Below are 21660 nucleotides of genomic sequence, written 5' to 3'. Positions count from 1 at the left end.
TGGGAGAAGAAAATGCTCTGGTCCAAGTCAATCCTGTTTGCGTCCGCCGCCGTGCTGGCGCTCGGCGCCGCCGCCGCGCATGCCGAGAACATGCCCAAGCGCATCGGCTACGTCACCAACTACGCCACCCATGAGTGGTATCAGAACGTCATCAAGGGCATGAAGGCTCACGGCAAGGAACTCGGCATCGAGGTCGAGGTGCAGGATGCCAATCTCGACATAGCCAAGCAGGTCGCCGCGGCCGAAGACTTCATCGCCAAGGGCGTCGACGTGCTGATCATCACCCCGGTGAACGAAGAAGGCGTGGTGCCGCTGCTGCGCCAGGCCAAGGCCGCCAACGTGCCGGTCGTGCTGGAAGGCAATCCGGTCAAGGGCATGACCACCATGGTCGCCATCTGCGACTACGACACCGGCTATTTCTCCGGCGTCGAGGCCGGCAAATACGCCAAGGAAAAGCTCGGCGGCGTTGCCAAGGTGATGAATGTCGGCCTGCCGCTGCTTTCCGCCACCGTGCTGCGCTCGCACGGCTTCATGGACGGGCTGAAGACCATCATCCCCGATGCGGTCATGGTCCACGATCTCGACGGCGGCGGCAATCCGGACCGCGCTCTCGAAGTGTCCTCCGCGGCACTGGCCAAGAACGCCGATATCAACATCATCTACGGCATCAACGATTCGTCTTCGTTGGGTGGCCTGCAGGCCTGGAAAGCGGCGGGCAAGTCGCAGGATGGCCTGTTGACGGTCGGCACGGGCGGCGAAGGGCTTGCCTTCATCAACGCGATGCAGAACGAGCCTTCCTACCGCATCGAAGCCGCGATGTTCCCCGAGAAGGAAGGCTTTACCGCCATCGATGCCGCGGTGAAGCTTTTCAACAATGAGGAAGTGCCGGAGCACATCGTCAGCCCGACCGCGCCGATGAACGGCGACGATTGGAAGAAGTTCTATGACTATGACGGCACCACCCGCACCATCAAATGGGATGCCGTCAACGCGCTGCAGCCGCCGGCAAAGTGCATGAAGACCTCCGCCGACCTGAAGAAATAAGGCCGGCCGATATCGCCCTTCCCGTGTTGCGGGAAGGGCAGGCGGCCAGGACCTTTCGGTGGCCAAGACAAATGCCGGGTTCGACACGGCAGGTTCCAGAGGGACCAGGCAAACGGCCGGGAATGGACTGAAATGAGCGAGCTTACACAGGCCTCCGCGTCGAAGCGTTTCATCGGCGGCAACCTTCTGGGCAGCAGCCAACTCGTGCTGGGCGCAATCCTGGCCGTGCTGTGCATCGCCATCTCTATCGCGGCGCCGCAATTCTATTCGGAGGCCAACATCATCGCCATCCTGCGCCAATGCGCTCTGGTGCTGATCGTCGCCTCGGGCATGACCATGCTCATCATCACCGCCGAGGTCGACCTGTCGGTCGGCGCGTCGCTCGCCTTCGTCGGCTGCATCGGCATGGCGGTGCTCAATTCCACCCATAGTCTTACGCTCGGCATGCTGGCGGCGCTCGCCTTTGCCGGCGGGGTCGGCCTGTTCAACGGGCTGGTCGTCACCAGGCTCAGGGTGAATTCGCTGATCGCCACCATCGGCACGATGATGATACTGCAGGGCGGCGTCTATCTGTTCACGCGCGAGGCGGTGCAGAACCACAACCAATTGGCAAGCTTCACCGATCTCGGCGCCGGTTATGTCGGCCCCGTGCCGGTTCCCGTCATCCTGGCGGCGCTGATCTTCGTGGTTGCCTATGTGACGCTGCGCTTCACCACGCTCGGCCGCTACCTCTACGCAGTCGGCGCCAATGAAAAGGCGGTGCGCCTGTCAGGCATTCGCTCGGAACGGCTCAAGCTGTTGGCCTTCGTCGTCACCGGCCTGTGCGTCGGTGTTGCCGGCATGATCCTGTCGTCGCTGATGAATGCCGGCCAGCCGACCGCCGGCCGTGGCTTCGAGCTGACGGTGATTGCCGCCGTCATCCTCGGCGGCACCAGCCTGCTTGGTGGCCGCGGTTCGCTGTTCGGTACCTTGCTTGGCGTTCTGGTGCTGAAGGTGATCGACAACGGCATCATCATCCTCGGCTGGAACCAGGATTTGCAGATGGTGGTGCCGGGCATCGTCATCATCCTGGCAACCTATCTCGACATCATCCGGAACAGAGCCAATGTCCGTTGATTTCCTGCATCCTGGCGAAGGCGCGGCCATCGATACCGATGTGCCGGCGCTGGAATTGCGCGGCATCGGCAAGCGCTTTCCCGGCGTCGTGGCGCTCGACAATGTCGACTTCACCCTGGAGCCCGGCAAGATCCATGCGCTGATGGGCGAGAACGGCGCCGGCAAGTCGACGCTGATCAAGATCATGGCCGGCGTCTACGGCAAGGATGCCGGCTCCATCCGCATGCACGGACGCGAGGTCGACATCAAGTCGCCGCGCGACAGCTTGAAGCAAGGCATCAAGGTCGTGTTCCAGGAGATCGCGCTGATCTCCGAATTCACCGTTGCCGAGAACATCTTCCTGGAAGGCTATCCGACCGGCAGAAGCGGCTCCATCGACTGGAAGAAGATCCGCGCCGATTCAGCCGCGCTCTTCGACCGCATCGGCTTCAACGTCGATCCGGCGGCGCGAACCGGCTCGTTGCCGGTCAGCCAGCAGCAAATGGTCGAGATCGCCCGCGCGCTCGCTCATGAAGCCCGCGTGGTGGTGATGGACGAGCCGACATCCTCGCTGACGCCGAACGAGGTTTCGCTGCTGTTCACCGTCATCCGCCGGCTTGCCGACCTCGGCATCGCGGTGGTCTATGTCAGCCATAAGCTCGACGAAGTGTTCGAGATCGCCGACACGGTGACGGTGCTGCGCGACGGGCGCCACATCTCGACCAAGCCGATCCGCGAGCACACCAACGACACGCTGATCCAGGACATGATCGGCCGGCGCATCGAAAATCTGTTTCCCCGCAAGCGTGGCGCACCGGCTAGCAAGGTAGCCCTGTCAGTGGACAAGCTCAGCACGGCGAAGAAGCTCAACGGCGTGTCCTTCGAGGCGCGCGCCGGCGAGGTGCTCGGCTTCTTCGGGCTGATGGGCGCCGGTCGCACCGAACTCGCCAAGGCGATCGTCGGTTACGATCCGATCACTTCGGGCACGATCACCGTCGACGGCCAGCGCCTCTCGCCGCACGATACGCGCACCGGCGTCAGGTTAGGTATCGGTCTGCTCACCGAGGATCGCAAGAGCGAAGGGCTGATGGGCGAGCTGCCTGTCTACCAGAATGCCAGCCTCGCCTCGCTCGGCGCCTTCGCCCGCATGGGCTTCGTCGATAAGGCCAGGGAACACAAAGCGGTGCAGGATTACGTCGACCGCTTCCGCATCAAGACGCCCAGCCTGTTCCAAGAGGTGAAGAACCTGTCTGGCGGCAACCAGCAGAAGGTGCTGATCTCGCGCTGGCTGATGCGCGGCCTCAAGGTCATCGTCGTCGACGAGCCGACCCGCGGCATCGATGTCGGCGCCAAGTCGGAGATATTCGCCCTGATCGACCGGCTCGCCGGCGAAGGCTTGGCTGTCGTCATGATGACGTCGGAGATGCCGGAACTGCTCGGTCTTGCCGACCGGGTCGCGGTGATGTGCGAAGGCCGCCTGACCGCGATCATGCCGCGCGACGAAGCCACGCAGGAGAAGATCCTCAATGCGGCGATCGGATAAGACATGAGCGTTGTGAATACAGTCTCCGCGAAAGCCCGGCCGTCCATGCTGGCGCGGCTCTTTGCCCGGCAGGAATTGGCGCTGCTGGTCTGCCTCGTGCTGGTGCTGGCTTTCTTCTCCGTTACCGTCGAGAATTTCTTCTCCGTGCGCAACATGACCAATGTGCTCGGCCAGGCCTCGCTCGCGCTCACCGCCGGCATTGGCTGCGCCATCGTCTTCATTTCCGGCGAGGTCGATATTTCGATCGGATCGCTGCTGGCGACCATTGCACTGCCGCTGATCATCATCATGAACGACACCAATTCGCTGCTGCTCGGCGTCGGCGGCGCGCTGTTGTTCGGGCTGATCATCGGTGTCGTCAACGGCTATCTCACCGCCTATGCCGGCATCAACTCGCTGATCGTGACGCTGGGCACGATGTTCATCATGCGCGGCGGCGTCTATCTCTACACTGGTCAGCGGGCGATCCCTGACGATGCCAGCCTCGACAGCTTCATCGCGCTGTCGGATGGCCGCCTGTTCAACGTCATCCCCTATTCGGCCGTCATCGCCATCGTCCTGCTCGCCGCCTTCGCCTACATGATGCAGCACCGGCCGTTCGGACGGCAAATCTATGCCGTCGGCGGCAATCAGGAAGTGGCCCGTCTTGCAGGCTACGACGTGCGGCGGGTCAAGTTCATCTGCTTCATCATCAGCGCGCTGCTGGCGACGGTCGCCGGCATCATCCTGGCCGCGCGGGTCGGCTCGGCACAGCATACGGCGGGGCTCAATTTCGAATTCCAGGTGGTTGCCGCCACCGTGCTCGGCGGGGTCAGCCTTGCGGGGGGCATCGGCAGCCTGACCGGCATGGCGCTGGGCGTGCTGATCCTGCAATTCCTGTCCAACGGCCTGCGCGGGCTTGGCCTGCCGACCGAGTGGCAGCTGGTCATCACCGGCATGATCATCATTGCCGCGGTCGCCCTTGATGAAGCGAAACGCCGGCGTGCGAATGGAGGCTGAAGATGGCTCGTCTTGAAGCAAAAATCGCCGTCATCACTGGTGCGGCCGACGGGATCGGCCACGCGATCACGCAAGCGATGGCGCGCGAAGGGGCGCATGTCTTCCTGGGCGACATCGCCGACAGCGCTGGTGAGGATTTCGCGGCCGCACTTCGCGCCGCCGGCCACCGCGCCGACTATCTGCATTGCGACGTTTCGCAGGAGGCCGACATTTCAGGCCTCATCGACAGTGCCGTCAAAAAGACGGGACGCCTCGACATCCTCGTCAACAACGCGGCCATTGCCATTGGCGGCATGCCGGTGCACGAGATGACCGACGAGCAGTGGCACCGGCTGATAGCAGTCAACCTGACCAGCGTGTTTCGCGCCTGTAAATACGCGCTGCCGCACATGATCGCGCAGAAATCGGGCTCGATCATCAACATGGCCTCCGCGCAAGGCCACATCGGGCTTGATGGCTGGACCGCCTATGCCGGTGCCAAGGGCGCGGTCATGGCGATGACACGCCAGATGGCGGTTGAATTCGGGCCGCTGAACATCCGCGTCAATTCGATCTCGCCGGGCACCATCAACACGCCGATGAACGACAAACTCATCAAGGAGATCGGCGGCAATCTTGCCAAGGCCTGGGTCAAGATGCATCCGCTCGGCCGTATCGGCGAGCCTTCGGAAGTGGCCGAGGCCGCCGTCTATCTTGCCTCCGATGCCGCCGGCTTCACCACCGGCACCGACCTGCGCGTCGATGGCGGGCTGACGGCGGCGCCGCGCTACGTTCCCGAACTGCTTTGAAAATTTTGAAACGAGACATGACATGAACAAGGCCCTCGAAGGCGTCCGCATCCTCGATTTCAGCCATCTGCTGCAGGGGCCGTTCGCTACCCAGCTGCTCGGCGACATGGGCGCCGATGTCATCAAGATCGAGCGCGCCGGCGCCGGCGACATGTTCCGTGGCATGACCTTCTTCGCCAAATGGGTCGGCGGCTCGGAGAGCCCGAACTTCCTCGCCTGGAACCGCAACAAGCGTTCGATCGCGCTCAATCTGAAGAGCCGCAAGGTGCATGCCATCATCATGGAAATGGCGAAAAGCGCCGACGTGGTGGTGCAGAACTTCCGCCCAGGCGTGCTGGCCAAGCTCGGCTATGGTTATGAGGATTTCAAGACTGTCAATCCGCGCATCATCTATTGCTCGGGCTCGGGCTATGGCGAGGAAGGGCCTTATGTCGAGCGCCCCGGCCAGGACATGCTGATCCAGGGGCTCGCAGGGCTGATCGCCAACACCGGCCGCGGCGATCAAGCCCCGGTTCCCGCCGGCGCCGGCCTCGCCGACCAGATCGGCGCCATGAACATGGTCTACGGCATCCTGTCGGCGCTCTATTATCGCGAGAAGACCGGCAAGGGCCAGAAGATCGAGGTCAACCTGCTGGCCGGCCTCTTGGCGCACCTCAACCAGGAATATGTCGCGGTGCTCAACCTTGGTGAGGACTTCGTGCGGCCGAATTCCGGGATCGGCCATCCCGGCATGCAGGCGCCGTTTGGCATCTACGAGACCAGCGACGGCGGCTACGTGTCGATCGCCATGAGCCCGTTCAAGACGCTCTACGAGGTGCTGGAGGCGCCGCAGCTTGCCGTCTACGACGATCTCAAGACTTTGTTCGACAAGCGCGATGAAGTCTTCGAGAAGGTGAATGCCGAGACCAGGAAATTCGCCACGCAGGATTTGTTGGCGCGGCTGCTGGCAGCCGACATCTGGTGCGCCGAGGTGAAGGATATCCGCCGCGCCGCTGAGGACCCGCAGGTCAAGCACATGGGCATGATCACCAGCTACGACCATCCGCGCGGCGGTAAGGTGCAGGTGGTCGCCCCGGCGGTCAAGATGAGCGAGACGCCCGCGACCATAGAACGGCCGGCGCCGCTGGTCGGCCAGCACGGCCGCGAGATCCTGGCCGAGTTCGGCCTCTCCGAGGACGAGATCGCCGCATTGGAGGCGTCCGGTGACATGACCGTGGACGCCGCCTGACGATGCGCGCCTACCAGACACTCACGGTCGAAACCGCGGGCCGCGTCGCGATCGTCACCTTCCGCCGCGCCGATCAGCTCAACGCCATGAACCGGCTGATGCAAGGCGAGATCACTGAAACCTTCGAGTCGCTATCCGGCGATGCAAGCATCGGGGCGATCGTGGTGACAGGGGAAGGGCGCGGCTTCATGGCCGGCGCCGACATCAAGGAATACGCCGCCCAGACCGGACCGGAATTCGACATTTTCCAAGCTGCCGGCATGCGCATGTACGCGGCCATCGAGAACAACCGCAAACCGGTGATCGCGGCGGTCAACGGCTTCGCGCTGGGCGGCGGCATGGAGCTGGTGCTGTGCTGCGACCTCGTCATCGCCAACCAATTCGCCAAGCTCGGCCTGCCGGAAATCAAGCTCGGGCTGATCCCCGGCGGCGGCGGCACGCAACGCAGCGTGGCCAAGCTCGGCCGCAACCGCGCCAATTTCCTGCTGATGACCGGCGCCATCGTCCCGGCCTCGGAATTCGTCGCTGCCGGTCTGGTCAACGAGATCGTCGAGGTCGACCGGCTGATGCCGCGCGCGCTGGAACTGGCAGAAATGATCGCCGCCGAGCCTGCTGCCGCAATCGAGGGACTGAAGGCGCTGACGGCGCATGCCGTGTCCGGTGATCTGGACGATGGGCTCACCATGGAGCGCGACATATTGGGTGAGCTCTATCGCAGCGAGATCGGCCAGCAGCGCGTCAAGGAGTTCGCCGAGCGGAGCACGACAAAGGCAAAGAAGGGCGGGCCGTGAACGCGGGCGACGATTATCGCGGATTGGGCTGGGCGCGTGGCGCGCTGACTGTCCAGCGGCTTGGCGCGATGCTGGCGCCGGTTACGTTCATTCTGGAGGACGGTCGGCAGGTTTCGCCGATGCACATTGCGCCGTGGTCGAACGAGCCGCAGGCGCAAGCGCTGCCAGGCATCCTGCGCAAGTTGCGCGGCGAATGGCCCTGCGTGCCCTTCGGCTATTCGGTGCCGGCCGATGGATGGCCCGAGGACTGGGCTCGGGTGATGGGCTCGCCGGAGGAGGGCGAGGAAGCCCATGGCCATAGCTCCAACCATGACTGGCAATGGCGCGAGAGCGCCAAAGGATCGTTGTCACTGACACTCGCCTATCCAGCCGGAAGCCCGGTCGGGCGTGTCGAGCGGACGGTGACGCCCGATCCGTCGATGCCAGCCGTCGACGTTGAATTCAAGATCGTCGTTCGCCATGCCTGCCGATTGCCGATCGGCTTGCATCCGGTGTTCCGGCTGCCAGCGGAGATCGGCGCCGCCGCGCTGGAACTTGGTTCCTTCGATCACGGTCGCACCTATCCACACGATGTCGAAACTAGCGCTGAACTGTTCGCCCGGAACGCGTCCTTCACTGACTTGTCGAGCGTACCGGCCCGCGCGGGCGGCATGGCTGATGCTTCGCGACCGCCGCTGGTGGCCGACACGGAGGAATTGTTGCAGATCGAGGGCCTGGATGGCACGGTGGCGCTCGCCAATCATGCGGACGGGTACCGCGTGAAACTTTCCTGGCAGAAGGAGCATTTCCCGAGCCTTTTGCTCTGGTACTCCAATCGTGGCCGCAAAGCAGCACCCTGGAACGGGCGCCATGTCGCCATCGGCATCGAGCCGATCTGCTCGCCCTTCGGGCTCGGCCCGGCGACAGCGTTGGCCGACAATCCGATCGCGCAATCCGGCATTGCGACGGCGCAGGAATTTTCGCCTGAAAAACAGTTCGTGACCCGCTATCGCATCGAGGCATCCGCGCTGTGACGAACCGTGCCGCAATGTCCCTGGTCAAGCCGAACCGGCCGCGCTTCACGGATGTCGAAGGACTGGCCGCGATGGTCGGCCATGGCGAATCGTTTGGTGTCGGCGGCCACCATTTCGCCCGGCTGCCGATCGCATTGCTGCGTGCGATAGCCCGGTCGGGCGTCAAGGATCTGCATTACATCTGCTGGGCCGGCGGCTTGCCCCTCGAACTGCTGCTCGAAGCGCATGCCGTGGCTGAGATCGACCTCTGTTTCTCCAGCCTCGACATTTTCGGCTTGCCGCCAAAATTTCGCGCAGCCGCCGAAAGCGGCGCGATACCGGTTCGCGATTGGACGGCGCTGGCCATGATCCAGGCGCTGCGGGCGGCGCAGCAGAACCTGCCCTCGATGCCGTTCCAGCTTCCGCTGGGATCGGGCATGCTGGCGCGCGTGCCGGGTGCGAGCGCCAGACCTGATCCGATTGCCGGTACCGAAAACGGATTCATCCCGCCGCTGCGGCTCGACACATTCGTCGTCCATGCCCAGCGCGCCGATGAAAGCGGCAATGTGCAGATCATCGGGCCCCGCGCGCTGGACTTCGCCATGGCGGGTGCGGCGCGCAAGGTGCTGGTCACGGTCGAGGAAATCGTGCCGGGCGGGACGCTGCGCCAGGACGGCCGCCAGAGCGTGCTGACCCGCAACCAGGTTTCGGCGATTGCGCTGGCGCCGGCCGGCGCCTATCCGGCCTCGTGCCTGCCGTTTTACGTCACGGATTATCAGCGATTGTCGGAGGCGTTCGCCGACCGGCAAAGGCCTTTGGCGGACAATCTGCGCCCGCCTTCCGAGGGCGTGCCGAAGTCGCTGCAAAGAGCCGCGAAGCTTCGAGCTGACACAGTGCTTGCCATGCCGGCGCTTGCGCGCGCCGAAGAGAAAGCATCCGTCGACGAGATCATCGCCGCCCGCATCGCCGCCGAACTCACCAATGAGAGCTTCGCCAGCGCGGGTGCCGTCTCGCCGCTGGCCAATGTCGCCTATCGCCTGGCCAAGGCGACGCACGCGCCGGATATGATCATCGCGACGATGAGCTGCGGCCATCTCGACATCGCGCCGAGCCCGATGATCCTGTCGCTGATCGAAAGCCTCGATTGCGAAACGGCCGTCGCGCATGCCGGCGGCGACGATACCTACTCGACCTATTACCAGGCCGGCGCGGTGACGCACGAGATCGTCGGCGCGGCACAGGTCGACCGGCGCGGCCGCGTCAACACGATCGCACTGCGCAAACCAAGCGGCGGCCTCATCCGGTTGCCGGGGCAAGGCGGCATGGCCGATGTCGCCAACATGCACCGCGATTACCTGCTCTACATCCCCCGCCACTCGATCCAGTCGCTGGTGGACGAGGTCGAGATCGTCAGTTCCGCCCGGGGGTTGCTGACGGCGGCCGAACGCGAGCCGATGGGCTATCGCACCGGCAGGGCGCTGGTCTTCACTGATCTCTGCGTCTTCCGGCTCGACGAGACTTCGAGGGAATTGATCGTCATCGAAACCATGCCGGGCGTTACGCAGCAGCAAATCCGTGACGCCACCGGATTTGCGGTGTCGTTCGACGCCTGTTGCCGCGAGGTCTCGCTGCCTTCCGACAGCACGCTCGCCATCTTGCGAAACCGCATCGACCCGCTCGGTCTGCGCCGTCTGGAGTTCGTCAGCGCCAAGGAGCGCGGCGCGCTGATCGCCGAGATTCTTGAAGCCGACCGCGCGATGGTCGAACGCTGCATCGCCGCGCAGACGGCGCTTGTCGAAAGCTGAGATCCCATGGCCAAGCCGTTGCTCGACATGTCAGCCGCGCGCGTTTTCTTCGACGGCATCTTCACCAGCCCGCGCGTCGCGCATCCGGAGGGCGTGGCCGTTCACCGCGATGGCTCGATCTGGTGTGGCACCGAAACCGGCGACCTGCTGCGGCTGGCCGCCGATGGCGGCTCGGTCGGGCGCATGGGCGGCACCGACGGTTTTCTGCTCGGCATCGCTTTCGACAGCGCGGGAAACTGCTTTGCCTGCGACCTCAGGCATGCCGCGATTTTCCGCTGGGATGCCGCGACAGCGCGCATGGAGCGCTTCGCGTCGGCCGGCATTCGCGTGCCGAACTACCCGATCGTCGACGAGGCGAGGGGTTGGCTCTTCGTTTCGGACAGCGTTGGCCAGGACAATCGCTCGGGCATCTTCCGCTACGATCTCAAGACGGGCGAGGGCGGCCTGTGGTGCCGGGAGGCGATGTCGTTCGCCAACGGCATGGCGATGGCGCCGGACGGCAACGGCCTCTATGTCGTGGAAAGCGACGCACCCTGCATCAGCTATGTGCCGATCCTTGCTGACGGATCGGCGGGGGCTCGTGAGATCGTCGTCGAGGGCGTGCACAATGTTCCGGACGGAGTGGCCTTTGCGCCTGACGGCTCATTGTTCATCTCATGTTATGAGCCCAGCCGTATTTATCGCTGGCAAAAGGACAAAGGTCTCGAAGTGCTGATCGAGGATTCCGCCGCAACCACGCTGGCGCACCCCACCAACATCGCCTTCAAGGGCGACAAGCTCTATACCGCCAATCTGGGTCGCTGGCATATTACCGAGATCGACTTGAGCCTTCTCCAGCAAGGGAAGTAGCATTTCGCAGAAGGTCAACTCGTCGGGCGAAAGGGTTTTGCCAGCGAGGCCGGGAAGTGCAGGGCCAGCATCTGACGGTTTCGTGAGATCAGCACCAGAACGATGATGGTGGCGAGATAAGGCAGGGCCGAGAGCAGTTCGGATGGCACGTCCAGCCCCAGCGCCTGACCTTGCAACTGAAGGATCGTCATCCCGCCGAACAGCCACGCGCCAAGCAGGATGCGCAGCGGCCGCCAGGTGGCGAAGACCACCAGCGCAAGCGCGATCCAACCCTTGCCGGCAGTCATGTTCTCGACCCAGAGCGGCGTGTAGGCGACCGACAAATAGGCGCCTGCCAGGCCTGCCATCAGCCCGCCGAACAGCACGGCCATGTAGCGGATCCTGATCACGGGATAGCCGATCGCATGCGACGTCTGCGGCGACTCGCCGATCGTGCGCAGCACCAGGCCAGCTTTCGTGCGGTAGAGAAACCAACTGATGGCGACGAACATCAGCAGGGCCAGATAGACCATCGGATCGAAGCGGAACAGTAGCGGACCGATCAGCGGCAGATCGGACAGAACGGGGATGTCGAGGCGGCGCAGTGCCTCGATCGGCTCGCTGCCGAAGCCGCGCCCGAGGAAGGCAGAGACGCCCGAACCGAAGATCGCCAGCGCCAGGCCGGCTGCATATTGGTTGGTCAGGAACGTCAGCGCCAGAACGCCGAACAGCAGCGAGGCGGCCGCACCCGCCAACGCGCCGGCGAGGATCGCCACAGGCATCGGATAGCCCGCGGTGACGGCCCAGAATGCCAATGCGGCGCCCATCAGCATCATGCCTTCGATGCCGAGATTGAGGACACCCGACTTCTCCACCACGAGCTCGCCGAGCGCGGCGAATATCAGCGGTGTGGCGGCAATGACGGTGCCGGTGAAGATGGCGATGAACAGATCCATCAGGCTGTCTCCCGCACGACCCGAAATCCGCTCATCGTGCCGTCTCCAGCGCATGCGTGTCCCGGACGGGTCGCACCAGTCGAACGCGATAGAAGATGAAGAAGTCGGCGGCGAGCAGGAAGAACAGCAGGATGCCCTGGAAGATCCGCGTCAGGGCCGAAGGCAGGCCGAGAGTCATCTGCACACCTTCGCCGCCGAGGAAAAGCAGCGACATCAACAGCCCGCCAAGCACGATGCCGAAGGCGTTCAGCCGTCCGACGAAGGCAACGATGATGGCCGCGAAGCCGTAGCCTGGTGAAATCTGAGGTGAGAGCTGCCCTAGCGGCCCGGCGGCTTCCGCCATGCCGGCGATGCCGGCCGCGGCACCTCCCGCCAGCAGTCCGATCCAGACCGCAGCCGATTCGCGAAAGCCGGCATAGCGGGCGGCAAGCGGTGCAGCCCCGCTCACCGACATCTTGTAGCCGAGGAAGCTGCGGTCGGTGAACAGCCACATCAGGAGCACGGCGACGACCGTGATGAAGATCGACGGGTTGAGCCGATAGGCGGGGTCAAAGGATTCGAACAGGGCCGCCGTCGGCAGAAGTGCCGTCTGCGGATAGTTGAAGCCGGCCGGATCGCGCCACGGTCCGTGCACGAGATAGGACAGGAACAGCGTCGCGATATAGGTCATCATCAGCGTGACCAGGATCTCGTTGGTGTTCATGCGGGCGCGCAGAAAGGCGGGGATTGCCGCCCAGGCCATGCCGGCGCCCATGCCGGCGATGAACATCAGCGGCAACAGCAGCACGCTTTCGGGGTTCGGCCAGAAAAGCCCCACGCCGCTGGCCGCGATTGCCCCCATGGTGAACTGGCCCTCGGCGCCGATATTCCAGACATTGGCGCGGAAGCCGACCGCCAGCCCGCAAGCGATGAGGATCAGCGGCGAGGCCTTGAGCAGCCATTCGGACAGGCCGTTCATGGAAGAGAGCGGCTCGATGAAGAAGGCATGGAGGGTCGCCAGCGGATCATGTCCGAGGGAGGCGAAGAAAATCGATCCGACGATGACGGTCAACAGGGTCGCCAGTGCGGGCGCGGCGACGCGCATCAGCGAGGAGGGCTCCGGCCTTTGTTCAATCCTGAAGCGCATTGTTGCCACCTCCGTTCGCCAATGCGCCGTCGCTCATGCCGCGGCCCGTCATCAGAAGTCCGATCTCCTCGCGATCGGTCGTCTTGCGCTCCAGCGGCGGGGAAACCTTCCCTTGGCAAATGACCAGCAGCCGGTCGCAGATCTCGAACAACTCGTCGAGTTCCTCGGAGACGACGAGCACCGCCGCGCCGGCGCGGCTGAGATCGACGATGGTCTGCCGGATGAAGGCGCTCGCGCCGACGTCTACCCCCCAGGTCGGCTGAGACACCAGGAGGAGCTTCGGCTGGAGCGCGATCTCACGCCCGACGATGAATTTCTGCAGATTGCCGCCGGACAGGCTTTGCGCGGTCGCCTGCGGCCCGTTGGCCTTGACCTTGAACCTATCGATTATGCCGGCGGCGAACGCCTTGGCCCGGCGCCGGTCGACCAGCCCGTTGCGCACCGTGCCGAAGCGGTGCGCGGTCAGCACCGCATTCTCCCACAGCGTGTGCGAGGGCACGGCGCCGCGCCCGAGCCGCTCTTCGGGAACGAAGGCGACGCCGAGCTTGCGGCGCTCGTGCGGGCGAAGGCGGGCTGCGCCGGTTCCGCAAATCCGGATGGCGTCGCTGCGCTCATGCGTGCGCTCGCCGCTGAGCAAGGCGATCAGCTCGGCCTGGCCATTGCCGGAAACCCCGGCCAGGCCGACAATCTCGCCGCCATGCACCTTGAAAGAAATGTCCTTCAGGTCGACGCCGAAATGATCCCGGGACTTCACCGTAAGTCTGTTGACCTCGAGCACCGGTCTGTCGCTTGGCGTCGGCGGGCCGACATGCATTTCAGGCAGCTTCGAACCCACCATCATGCGGGCAAGCTCCAGCGACGTCGTCTCCTTCGGACGCGCGGTACCGGTGACCTTGCCGTTGCGCAGCACGGTGGCGGTGTCGCAGAGCTCCTGGACCTCGTCGAGCTTGTGGCTGATATAGACGATGCTGCAGCCCTCGGCGGCAAGTTGGCGGAGCGTCTCGAACAGCTTCACCACCGCCTGCGGCGTCAGTACCGAGGTCGGCTCGTCGAGGATCAGCAGTTTCGGCCCCTGCAGCAGGCAGCGCACGATCTCGACGCGCTGGCGCTCGCCGACCGACAGGTCGTGCACCTGGCGATGCGGGTCGATGGGCATGCCGTAGCGGCGCGACAGATCGCGGATCTTGTCGGCGAGCGAAGGCAGGTCGTATGCGCTGCTTGCCGAGAGCGCTATGTTCTCGACCACCGAAACGGATTCGAACAGCGCGAAATGCTGATAGACCATTTCGATGCCGAGTGCGCGCGACATCGCCGGGGTGTGCGTGGCGATCGGATTGCCGTCGCAAAAGATCTCGCCGGAATCGGCTTGCGTCGCCCCATAGATGATTTTCATCAGGGTGGATTTGCCGGCGCCGTTTTCGCCCAGCACGGCATGGATCTCGCCGGGTTGAATCGACAGCGACACATCGTCATTGGCGACGACGCCGGGATAGCGCTTGCAGATGTTGCGCAGTTCTAGTCGCGGATGCATGGCGGGTCCTGCCGTGGCGTGAAGCGAGGTTGGACGGGAACCAGGCAAGGAGACGCCGAAGGTATGGACTTGGGCGTCTCCCGGCACTTTTACGGTGATCAGCTCAGCCTGCCGATCATCCCCTTCACAAACCAGTTCATGCCGCGAATGTCGTCATCGGCCAGAACCGAACCGGCGGCAACCTTGACGTTGCCGTCCTGATCCTTCAGCTCCCCGGCGTAGGGATGAAGCTTGCCGCTGCCGATGTCGGCCTCGAGCTGCTTGAGCTTGGCGCGCGCATCGGCGGGGATACCCTCATTGTAGGGGGCCATTTTCACCACCCCGGCCGCCAATCCGTCCCAGCGGACTTCCGGCTTCCAGGTACCGGCGGCCACGGCCTTGGCTGCGCCGACATAGTCGCTGGTCCAATCGAGAACGAAAGAGGTCAGCTGCTTGCCCGAGGCGAATTTCGACATGTCGCTGGCATAGCCGATCGACCAGGCGCCACCTTCGCCGGCGACCTGTACGCCGGTCGCGGTGTCCGTCATCGAGCAGACCACGTCGCAGCCTTGAGAGATCAGCGTCTTGGCCGCCTCCTTCTCCTTGCCCGGGTCGAACCAGGAATTCAGGAAGATGGTGTTGCAGGTCGCGTTTGGATTGACGCTCTGCGCGCCAAGCAGCAGCGCATTTGCCGGACCGACGATGTCGGGGATCGGAAAGCCGCCGATGAAACCGATCTTGCCCGATTTGGACATGTAGCCGCCCGCCGCGCCGGCGACGAAGGTGCCTTCGTAATATTTCGCTTCGAAGGTTCCCAGATTGGCTAGGTGGACGATGCCTGAGCAGTGTTCGAACGCCACCTTGGGAAAGCGCGGCGCCACCTTCTGCATCGGCGTTCCATGCGAAAAGCTTGTGCCGAAGATCAGCCTGTTGCCGGCGCTGGCCAGTTCGCGGAAGACACGCTCGGCGTCCTGCGGCATGAAGATGTTGTCGATGACGGTGAGCTCGACCTTGTCGCCGAATTCGGCCTTGATGGCCTCGACGCCGAGGCTGTGCTGCTTGGTCCAGCCGATCTCGGCGACCGGCGAGACGTAGACGGCACCGATCTTCAGCACCTCCTGCGCCTGTGCGATGGTGCTCAGCGCTCCCGCGCCAAGAGCCGCGCCGGCCGCGCCGCTGTGTTTCAGGAATTCACGTCTCGTCAGTTTCTTCATGATGGTAGCCCTCTGTTGGTCTTTTTTGTTGATGCCCGGCTTGTCGGTGCCCGGTCTGTTCTGGGGATATGGAGGTGGAGATGCGTTGCCGCGTCGCCGCCGCCGGATGCATTCGACAATCTTCGCAGCGGCACAGTCGCGCCGTCGGCCTTGCCGTCGAGATAGGGCGCTAGCGCTTCGGCAGGCGTCATCTCTGGAAACACTGCGCGATCCATGATGTAGCCGCGCACCACCGCGCGGTGGTGGGTGTCGATCAGGTCCATGGCCGGTTTCAGCCGGCCCTTCTCCAGCAGGTCGACGACCCGCGAGTGGTCGTCCAGCAGATTGCAATAGTCGAAATCGGCTGAAATGAGGGAGCGCAGCAGCGTCGTGCGGCGCACCAGCTGCGCGTGGATTTCCTGCATGACCTTGTTGCGGCTGAGGCGTACGAATACGGTATGGAACTCTTGGCCAAGCACGTCGGCCAGCGCATCGTTGCCCGCCGCAACAGCTTGGCGCTGGCGCTCGACATGCTGGCGCAGCTCAGCCCAGCCGGCCGGCCCGAGGCGATCGCTGAGCTGTGCTGCGACGCCCTGTTCGACGAGCGTCAACGCGTCGTAGATCTCCATCGCCTCCTGCATGCTCGGCTTGGCGACGAAGGCACCGCGGTTGCGTTCGATCTGGGCCAGCCCGTCATCGGCGAGCCGGATCAGGGCCTGGCGCACCACGATGCGGCTCACGTTGAATATTTCGGAGAGTTCGCGTTCGCCGAGCTTGCAGCCGGGCACGAGGCGATGGTCGATGATGGCGCGGGTCAGCGTATCCGCGATGGTCTGGGAACGGCTGCTCAAGGCATGGTTCTCCGCCATTTCGACGTCATGATCAGCGGGCTTTCGTGATGGCGACATGCCTTGTCAGGACACGACATATCCCAGGTTCAGCTTTCTCATATCGGAATTCAATCATCATAATCTGTCAACACAAAAAAGGATTTTGGACGACAAAAAAATGTTGATTGGTATCCAATCTTGTGGTTTCGTCATCCCGAAACGTCGGGCTAGGTTCATGGTGAAGGGCTAGCCGAGTTGGGAGGGAAGCCGATGGCAACCCGTTGCGTTGACCGCGAGCTTTTGAACGACTGGCACATCGTCGCGGATCAGGAATCGCTAAGCCAGGATACGCGGTTTGCCACATGCCTGCTTGGGGTCGCTCTCTCCGTTTACAAGTGTTCAAACAAGATCGAAGTCGTTCGCAGCGATACGGGCGCCACGCTGAAAAGCGCCCAGCGTTATGGCTTCATCTGGACCTGCCTGGACAAGCCCTGGCGCGACATCATCTATATCCCTGAGGCCAATGAGGCAGACCGGCATCTGGTCAGCGGCGGTTCGATCGCGGTCAAGGTGTCGGGCCTCCGCGCGGTCGAGAATTTTCTCGATATGGGGCATTTCCCCTTCATTCATGCCGGCTGGCTCGGCGAGGAGCCGCACACCGAGGTCGCGCCGTACAAGGTTGAGATCACAGCGCAGGACGAGGTGCTGGCGACCGAATGCAAATTCTATCAGCCGGTGGCTTCGCCGACCGCCAAGGAAGGCTTTGTCGTCGACTACATCTACAAGGTGATTCGGCCCTACACGGTGGCTCTCTACAAGAGCAACCCGATCCAGAAGGACCGGCTCGACGTCATTACCCTGTTCGTGCAGCCGGTGGACGAGGAAAACTGCATCGCGCATCCTTACCTCTGCTATCTTAAGGAAGGCATGGAGGCGGCAACGGTGCGCAGCTTCATGCAATTGATCTTCGCCCAGGACAAACCGATCCTGGAGAACCAGGTACCCAAGCGCCTGCCGCTCGATCCACGTGCCGAGACCCCGATCCGTGCCGATGCCGTGTCGGTTTCCTACCGGCGCTGGTTGCGTGATCGGGCCGTCACCTATGGCGCGATACCGGCACAAGCCTGATGACGTCTGAGGGCTTCCAGAGGATAAAACGATGACAAAATGCTCGGATCCTGTGATCCTCAATCTCTGGCATCCCGTAGGGGCGATCGCCGAGACCATTCCCGGCGCTGTCCAGGACACCGTTCTGCTCGAGGAGCGCCTCAGTTTTGCGGTCGATATGGATGGTGAGCCCGTCGTCTGGCGCTCACGTCCCGATGTAGAAGGGGTGGATCGTGTTCCAGGCGCCGACAGACTGCCGGCAAGAAGCGCCTACGGCTATGTCTGGACTTCGCTCGGCTCGCCACCGGCCGAGCTGTTCCCGATCCCGGAATATGAAGAGCCGGACCGCCGCAAGCTCAACGCGGCCACGTTTGGCGTCAACGTCTCGGCACCGCGCGCCATCGAGAACTTTCTCGACATGGGCCACTTTCCCTATGTGCATACCGACATACTCGGCGTCGAGCCGCATACCGAAGTCAAGGAATACGACGTCGAGATATCCGTCGACCGTGACGAGATCCTGGCCACGCGCTGCCGCTTCTTCCAGCCGATGGCTTCGACCGCTTCCGGTGGCGGCGCCGACGTGGACTATGTCTATCGCGTGCCGCACCCCTATTGCTCCGTGCTCTATAAATCGAGCCCGGTCGACGAGGCACGGCGCGACGTCATCGCCATCTTCCTGCAGCCGGTCGACCAGGAGCATGTGCGCGCCCACATGCTGCTTTGCGTGCTCGACGAAGACAATGAAGACAAGGTGATCAAGCGCTTCCAGCAGACGATCTTCGGCCAGGACAAGCCGATCCTGGAAAACCAGGTGCCCAAACGCCTGCCGCTCGATCCGCGCGCCGAAACGCCCATCCGGGCCGATAAGTCGGCCATCGCCTACCGGCGCTGGCTCAGCCAGAAGGGCGTGACCTACGGTGTCATTCCGGTTGCGGCCTGACGAGATTCTTGGAGACGATTGATGTTGGAAGAAGCCAGAAGCCAGTGGCATCCGATCGCCGCTTCCCATGATTTGCCGTACCGCCACGTTTTCCATGGTCAATTGCTCGGCCGGGAATTCGCCGTCTGGCGTGCCGATGACGGCTACGTCAACATCTGGGAAAACCGTTGCCTGCATCGCGGCGTCAGGCTGTCGATAGGCATCAATGACGGGCGCGAGCTGAAGTGCCAATATCACGGCTGGCGTTATTCGAACCGCACCGCCGGCTGCACCTACATTCCCGCGCATCCTGCCGACGCGCCGGCCCGCACCATCACCAACCGCACCTTCCCCGGGGTCGAGCGCTACGGCTTGGTCTGGTCCTCCGAGGAGCCTCGCGGCGAGGTGCCGGATGTTGCCGCGCTGACCGAAGGCAAGCTGCTCGCCTTGCGCGGCATCGCGGTCAACGCGCCGGCCGACAAGGTCGTCGAAGGGCTGAAGGCCTATCGCTTTCAGCCCAACGCAGCGATCGAAGGCGAGGGCGCGGAAACCATCATCGAGGCCGCGCGGGATTTTGCCGTGGCGCTGCACTCGCACGATGGTGGTGCCGAGACGCGCGGCGTGTTCTTCGTGCAGCCGGTTGATTCAAACCGTTCGGTGATCCGTGGCGTGCTCGATCAGGAGGTCGAAGCAGCCGCCCGCATCGCCATCCTGCGCCACCACAATGAGCGGCTTTCCAAGCTGCGCGACGAGGTCGAGCGCGACGTCGCGAACGCACCGGCGCCCGCGCCGATCGAGCCGATCTACGAAAGGGTGTCGGCCGAACTCGCCGAAATGCCCGAGGTGACCGCGCATGGCCGCAAGGCGGCGCTGCGCGTCAGCGTGGCCAGGAAATGGCAGGCGGCCGACGGCGTTGCCGGTTTCGAGCTCCGCCCGATCAAGGGCATCCTGCCGACGTTCCAACCTGGGGCCCATATCGACGTCCATATGCCCAATGGCGAGATCAGGCAGTATTCGATCACCAACGGCCCTGGTGAAACCGACAGCTTCATCATCGGCGTCAAGCTGGAGCGGGATTCGAAGGGCGGCTCCAAATGCATGCATGAGACAGTCCGCGAGGGCGACGTGCTGGCGATCTCCGAGCCGCGCAACAATTTCCCGCTGCGCCGTGACGCGATCAAGACGCTGTTCGTCGCCGGCGGCATCGGCATCACGCCGCTGCTCGCAATGGCGCAGGCGCTGAAGAACCAGGAGCTGGCGCACGAGCTGCACTATTTTGCGCAAGGGGAGGAACACCTCGCTTTCGCCGATCGGCTGAAGCATCTCGGCGATGCGCTGAAGCCGCATCTCGGGCTGTCGCCGGACGCGACCGGCGCCGAGCTTCGGGGGATTCTCGCCGGTTACCGGAACGGCATGCATCTCTACATCTGCGGTCCCGGACCGATGCTGGAAGCCGCGCGCAAGATCGCCGCCGAGCAGGGCTGGCCGGATACCGCCATCCATTTCGAATATTTCAAGAACACCAACAAGATCGACGACAGTTCGAGCTTCGAAGTAGCGCTGGCGCGCTCCTGCGTCACGCTGCAGGTGCCGGCCGGCAAGACGATCATGCAGGTGATGCGCGAAAATGGCATCGATGTTCCGTCGTCGTGCGAGCAGGGCGCATGCGGCACCTGCGTCGCCACCGTGATCGAGGGCGAGCCGGACCATCAGGACGTCTACCTCAACGATGCCGAACGCAAAGCCGGAACCAGGATCATGACCTGCGTCTCGCGCGCCAAATCGGCACGCCTCGTGCTCGACATTTAGGAACTCCCGATGATCACGCTTTACGATTACGAACTGTCGGGCAATTGCTACAAGCTGCGGCTGCTGATGAGTTTTCTCGGCATCGACTACAAGACAGTGCCGGTCGACTTCTACCCCGGCCGCGAACACAAGTCGGAATGGTTCCTGAAGCTCAATCCGCTTGGCCAGCTGCCGGTCATCGAGGATGAAGGGCTGATCTTGCGCGACGCCCAGGCGATCCTGGTCTACCTGGCGTCGAAATACGATCCGTCGAGCACATGGTATCCCCGGAACAGACCGGCCCTGCTCGGCGAGATCAGCCAGTGGCTGGCCTTCGCCGACGGCATCACTTCGACGGCGTCGGCCGCCCGCCTGCACGACGCGCTGTTCTACGATTTCGACATCGATGCCGCACGCGCCGGCGCGCACCGGCTGTTCCGTATGCTCGACGAGCATCTGTGGTTCGGCGAGCAGCAGGGCCGCGGCTGGATCTGCTCGGCCGATCATCCGACCATCGCCGATATTGCCTGCTTTCCCTACATCATGCTGTCGGAGGAGGGCGGCATTACGCGCCAGGACTATCCCGCCATCCGGCGTTGGTGCGATCGTGTCAAACGCATCAAAGGCTTTACCGTGATGTCGGGCGTGTTCCCGGCGGGGCCGGCCAAGGCCGCATGATTTCTATCGCAACGCCGGGCGATCGATCGTCCCGGCAAGCAAGTTTGGGAGAAAGAAATGAAAACCCGCGCCGCTGTTGCCGTTGCTGCCGGAAAGCCGCTTGAGATCATGGAGGTCGACCTTGACGGTCCGCGCGAGGGCGAGGTGCTGGTCGAGATCAAGGCGACCGGCATCTGCCACACCGACGAGTTCACGCTGTCGGGCGCCGATCCCGAGGGCCTGTTCCCGGCCATTCTCGGCCACGAGGGCGCCGGCGTGGTGGTCGATGTCGGCAAGGGCGTCACCTCGGTCAAAAAGGGCGACCATGTGATCCCGCTCTATACGCCCGAATGCCGGCAGTGCCCGTCGTGTTTGTCGCGCAAGACCAATCTGTGCACCGCCATCCGCGCCACGCAGGGGCAAGGCCTGATGCCGGACGGCACCTCGCGCTTCTCGAT

Annotated in this window: 20 protein-coding genes; 15 read left to right on the top strand and 5 right to left on the bottom strand. The window is 63.6% G+C overall.

Going from position 1 to position 21660, the window contains the following annotated elements; all coding sequences use genetic code 11:
• Window positions 1–12: 12 nt before the first annotated feature.
• From FJ490_RS21485 to FJ490_RS21440, 10 genes are all read left to right on the top strand, one after another.
• Entirely contained in the window at window positions 13–1044 is a 1032-nt protein-coding gene (locus tag FJ490_RS21485) for a sugar ABC transporter substrate-binding protein (protein WP_027027652.1), read from the top strand.
• Between the two features lie 132 nt (window positions 1045–1176).
• Window positions 1177–2160: an ABC transporter permease gene (locus FJ490_RS21480; RefSeq protein WP_140628946.1), complete on the top strand. Its 984-nt coding sequence runs from the start codon at window positions 1177–1179 to the stop codon at window positions 2158–2160.
• Window positions 2150–3682 (top strand): sugar ABC transporter ATP-binding protein, encoded by a 1533-nt coding sequence (locus FJ490_RS21475; RefSeq protein ID WP_140515235.1) that lies wholly within the window; start codon window positions 2150–2152, stop codon window positions 3680–3682. The genes FJ490_RS21480 and FJ490_RS21475 overlap by 11 nt, the downstream gene beginning before the upstream one ends.
• Window positions 3683–3685: 3 nt before the next feature.
• Entirely contained in the window at window positions 3686–4681 is a 996-nt protein-coding gene (locus FJ490_RS21470; protein ID WP_140515236.1) for an ABC transporter permease, read from the top strand.
• Window positions 4682–4683: 2 nt separating this feature from the next.
• Window positions 4684–5469, top strand: a complete 786-nt coding sequence (locus tag FJ490_RS21465) for an SDR family oxidoreductase (protein ID WP_140515237.1) — start codon at window positions 4684–4686, stop codon at window positions 5467–5469.
• 22 nt (window positions 5470–5491) lie between these two features.
• Window positions 5492–6697 carry a CaiB/BaiF CoA-transferase family protein gene (locus FJ490_RS21460; protein ID WP_140564401.1) on the top strand — a complete coding sequence of 402 codons (1206 nt, stop codon included), beginning with the start codon at window positions 5492–5494 and terminating at the stop codon, window positions 6695–6697.
• Between the two features lie 2 nt (window positions 6698–6699).
• Complete coding sequence (locus FJ490_RS21455; RefSeq protein WP_140497502.1) at window positions 6700–7488, top strand: enoyl-CoA hydratase/isomerase family protein; 789 nt, start codon at window positions 6700–6702, stop codon at window positions 7486–7488.
• Complete coding sequence (locus FJ490_RS21450; protein ID WP_140628951.1) at window positions 7485–8501, top strand: hypothetical protein; 1017 nt, start codon at window positions 7485–7487, stop codon at window positions 8499–8501. The genes FJ490_RS21455 and FJ490_RS21450 overlap by 4 nt, the downstream gene beginning before the upstream one ends.
• 14 nt (window positions 8502–8515) lie before the next feature.
• A complete protein-coding gene (locus FJ490_RS21445) occupies window positions 8516–10285 on the top strand; it encodes a CoA-transferase (RefSeq protein ID WP_140628954.1) in 1770 nt (589 codons plus the stop codon).
• 6 nt (window positions 10286–10291) lie between these two features.
• The gene (locus tag FJ490_RS21440) at window positions 10292–11134 is read left to right on the top strand and encodes an SMP-30/gluconolactonase/LRE family protein (RefSeq protein ID WP_140628957.1); all 843 of its coding nucleotides are present in this window, start codon (window positions 10292–10294) and stop codon (window positions 11132–11134) included.
• A 14-nt stretch (window positions 11135–11148) separates the two neighbouring features.
• Here the strand turns inward: FJ490_RS21440 and FJ490_RS21435 are convergent, their stop codons facing one another.
• The 5 genes from FJ490_RS21435 to FJ490_RS21415 form a co-directional block, all read right to left on the bottom strand.
• Window positions 11149–12069 carry an ABC transporter permease gene (locus FJ490_RS21435; protein ID WP_140515241.1) on the bottom strand — a complete coding sequence of 307 codons (921 nt, stop codon included), beginning with the start codon at window positions 12067–12069 and terminating at the stop codon, window positions 11149–11151.
• Window positions 12070–12100: 31 nt separating this feature from the next.
• The gene (locus FJ490_RS21430) at window positions 12101–13195 is read right to left on the bottom strand and encodes an ABC transporter permease (RefSeq protein WP_140497512.1); all 1095 of its coding nucleotides are present in this window, start codon (window positions 13193–13195) and stop codon (window positions 12101–12103) included.
• Window positions 13179–14726, bottom strand: coding sequence for an ABC transporter ATP-binding protein (locus tag FJ490_RS21425; RefSeq protein WP_140515242.1), 1548 nt, complete (start codon window positions 14724–14726; stop codon window positions 13179–13181). Before FJ490_RS21425 ends, FJ490_RS21430 begins: the two co-directional genes overlap by 17 nt.
• Before the next feature lie 98 nt (window positions 14727–14824).
• A complete protein-coding gene (locus tag FJ490_RS21420; protein ID WP_140555643.1) occupies window positions 14825–15919 on the bottom strand; it encodes a BMP family ABC transporter substrate-binding protein in 1095 nt (364 codons plus the stop codon).
• Entirely contained in the window at window positions 15916–16749 is an 834-nt protein-coding gene (locus FJ490_RS21415; RefSeq protein WP_140497518.1) for a GntR family transcriptional regulator, read from the bottom strand. Before FJ490_RS21415 ends, FJ490_RS21420 begins: the two co-directional genes overlap by 4 nt.
• Window positions 16750–16998: 249 nt before the next feature.
• Here FJ490_RS21415 and FJ490_RS21410 point away from each other — a divergent pair, with 249 nt between their 5' ends.
• The 5 genes from FJ490_RS21410 to FJ490_RS21390 form a co-directional block, all read left to right on the top strand.
• Window positions 16999–17856 (top strand): aromatic ring-hydroxylating dioxygenase subunit alpha, encoded by an 858-nt coding sequence (locus FJ490_RS21410; RefSeq protein ID WP_140515244.1) that lies wholly within the window; start codon window positions 16999–17001, stop codon window positions 17854–17856.
• A 31-nt stretch (window positions 17857–17887) separates the two neighbouring features.
• Window positions 17888–18778: an aromatic ring-hydroxylating dioxygenase subunit alpha gene (locus FJ490_RS21405; protein ID WP_140515245.1), complete on the top strand. Its 891-nt coding sequence runs from the start codon at window positions 17888–17890 to the stop codon at window positions 18776–18778.
• Window positions 18779–18799: 21 nt separating this feature from the next.
• Window positions 18800–20566, top strand: a complete 1767-nt coding sequence (locus FJ490_RS21400; RefSeq protein ID WP_140515246.1) for a Rieske 2Fe-2S domain-containing protein — start codon at window positions 18800–18802, stop codon at window positions 20564–20566.
• Window positions 20567–20575: 9 nt separating this feature from the next.
• Complete coding sequence (locus FJ490_RS21395) at window positions 20576–21223, top strand: glutathione S-transferase (protein ID WP_140515247.1); 648 nt, start codon at window positions 20576–20578, stop codon at window positions 21221–21223.
• A 57-nt stretch (window positions 21224–21280) separates the two neighbouring features.
• The coding region (locus FJ490_RS21390; protein WP_181165353.1) for an alcohol dehydrogenase catalytic domain-containing protein at window positions 21281–21660 on the top strand (380 nt) is incomplete at its 3' end.

Source organism: Mesorhizobium sp. B2-5-11 (genome assembly GCF_006440835.1).
Taxonomy (GTDB): Bacteria; Pseudomonadota; Alphaproteobacteria; order Rhizobiales; family Rhizobiaceae; genus Mesorhizobium.
This window is presented reverse-complemented; position numbering and strand designations above follow the sequence as displayed.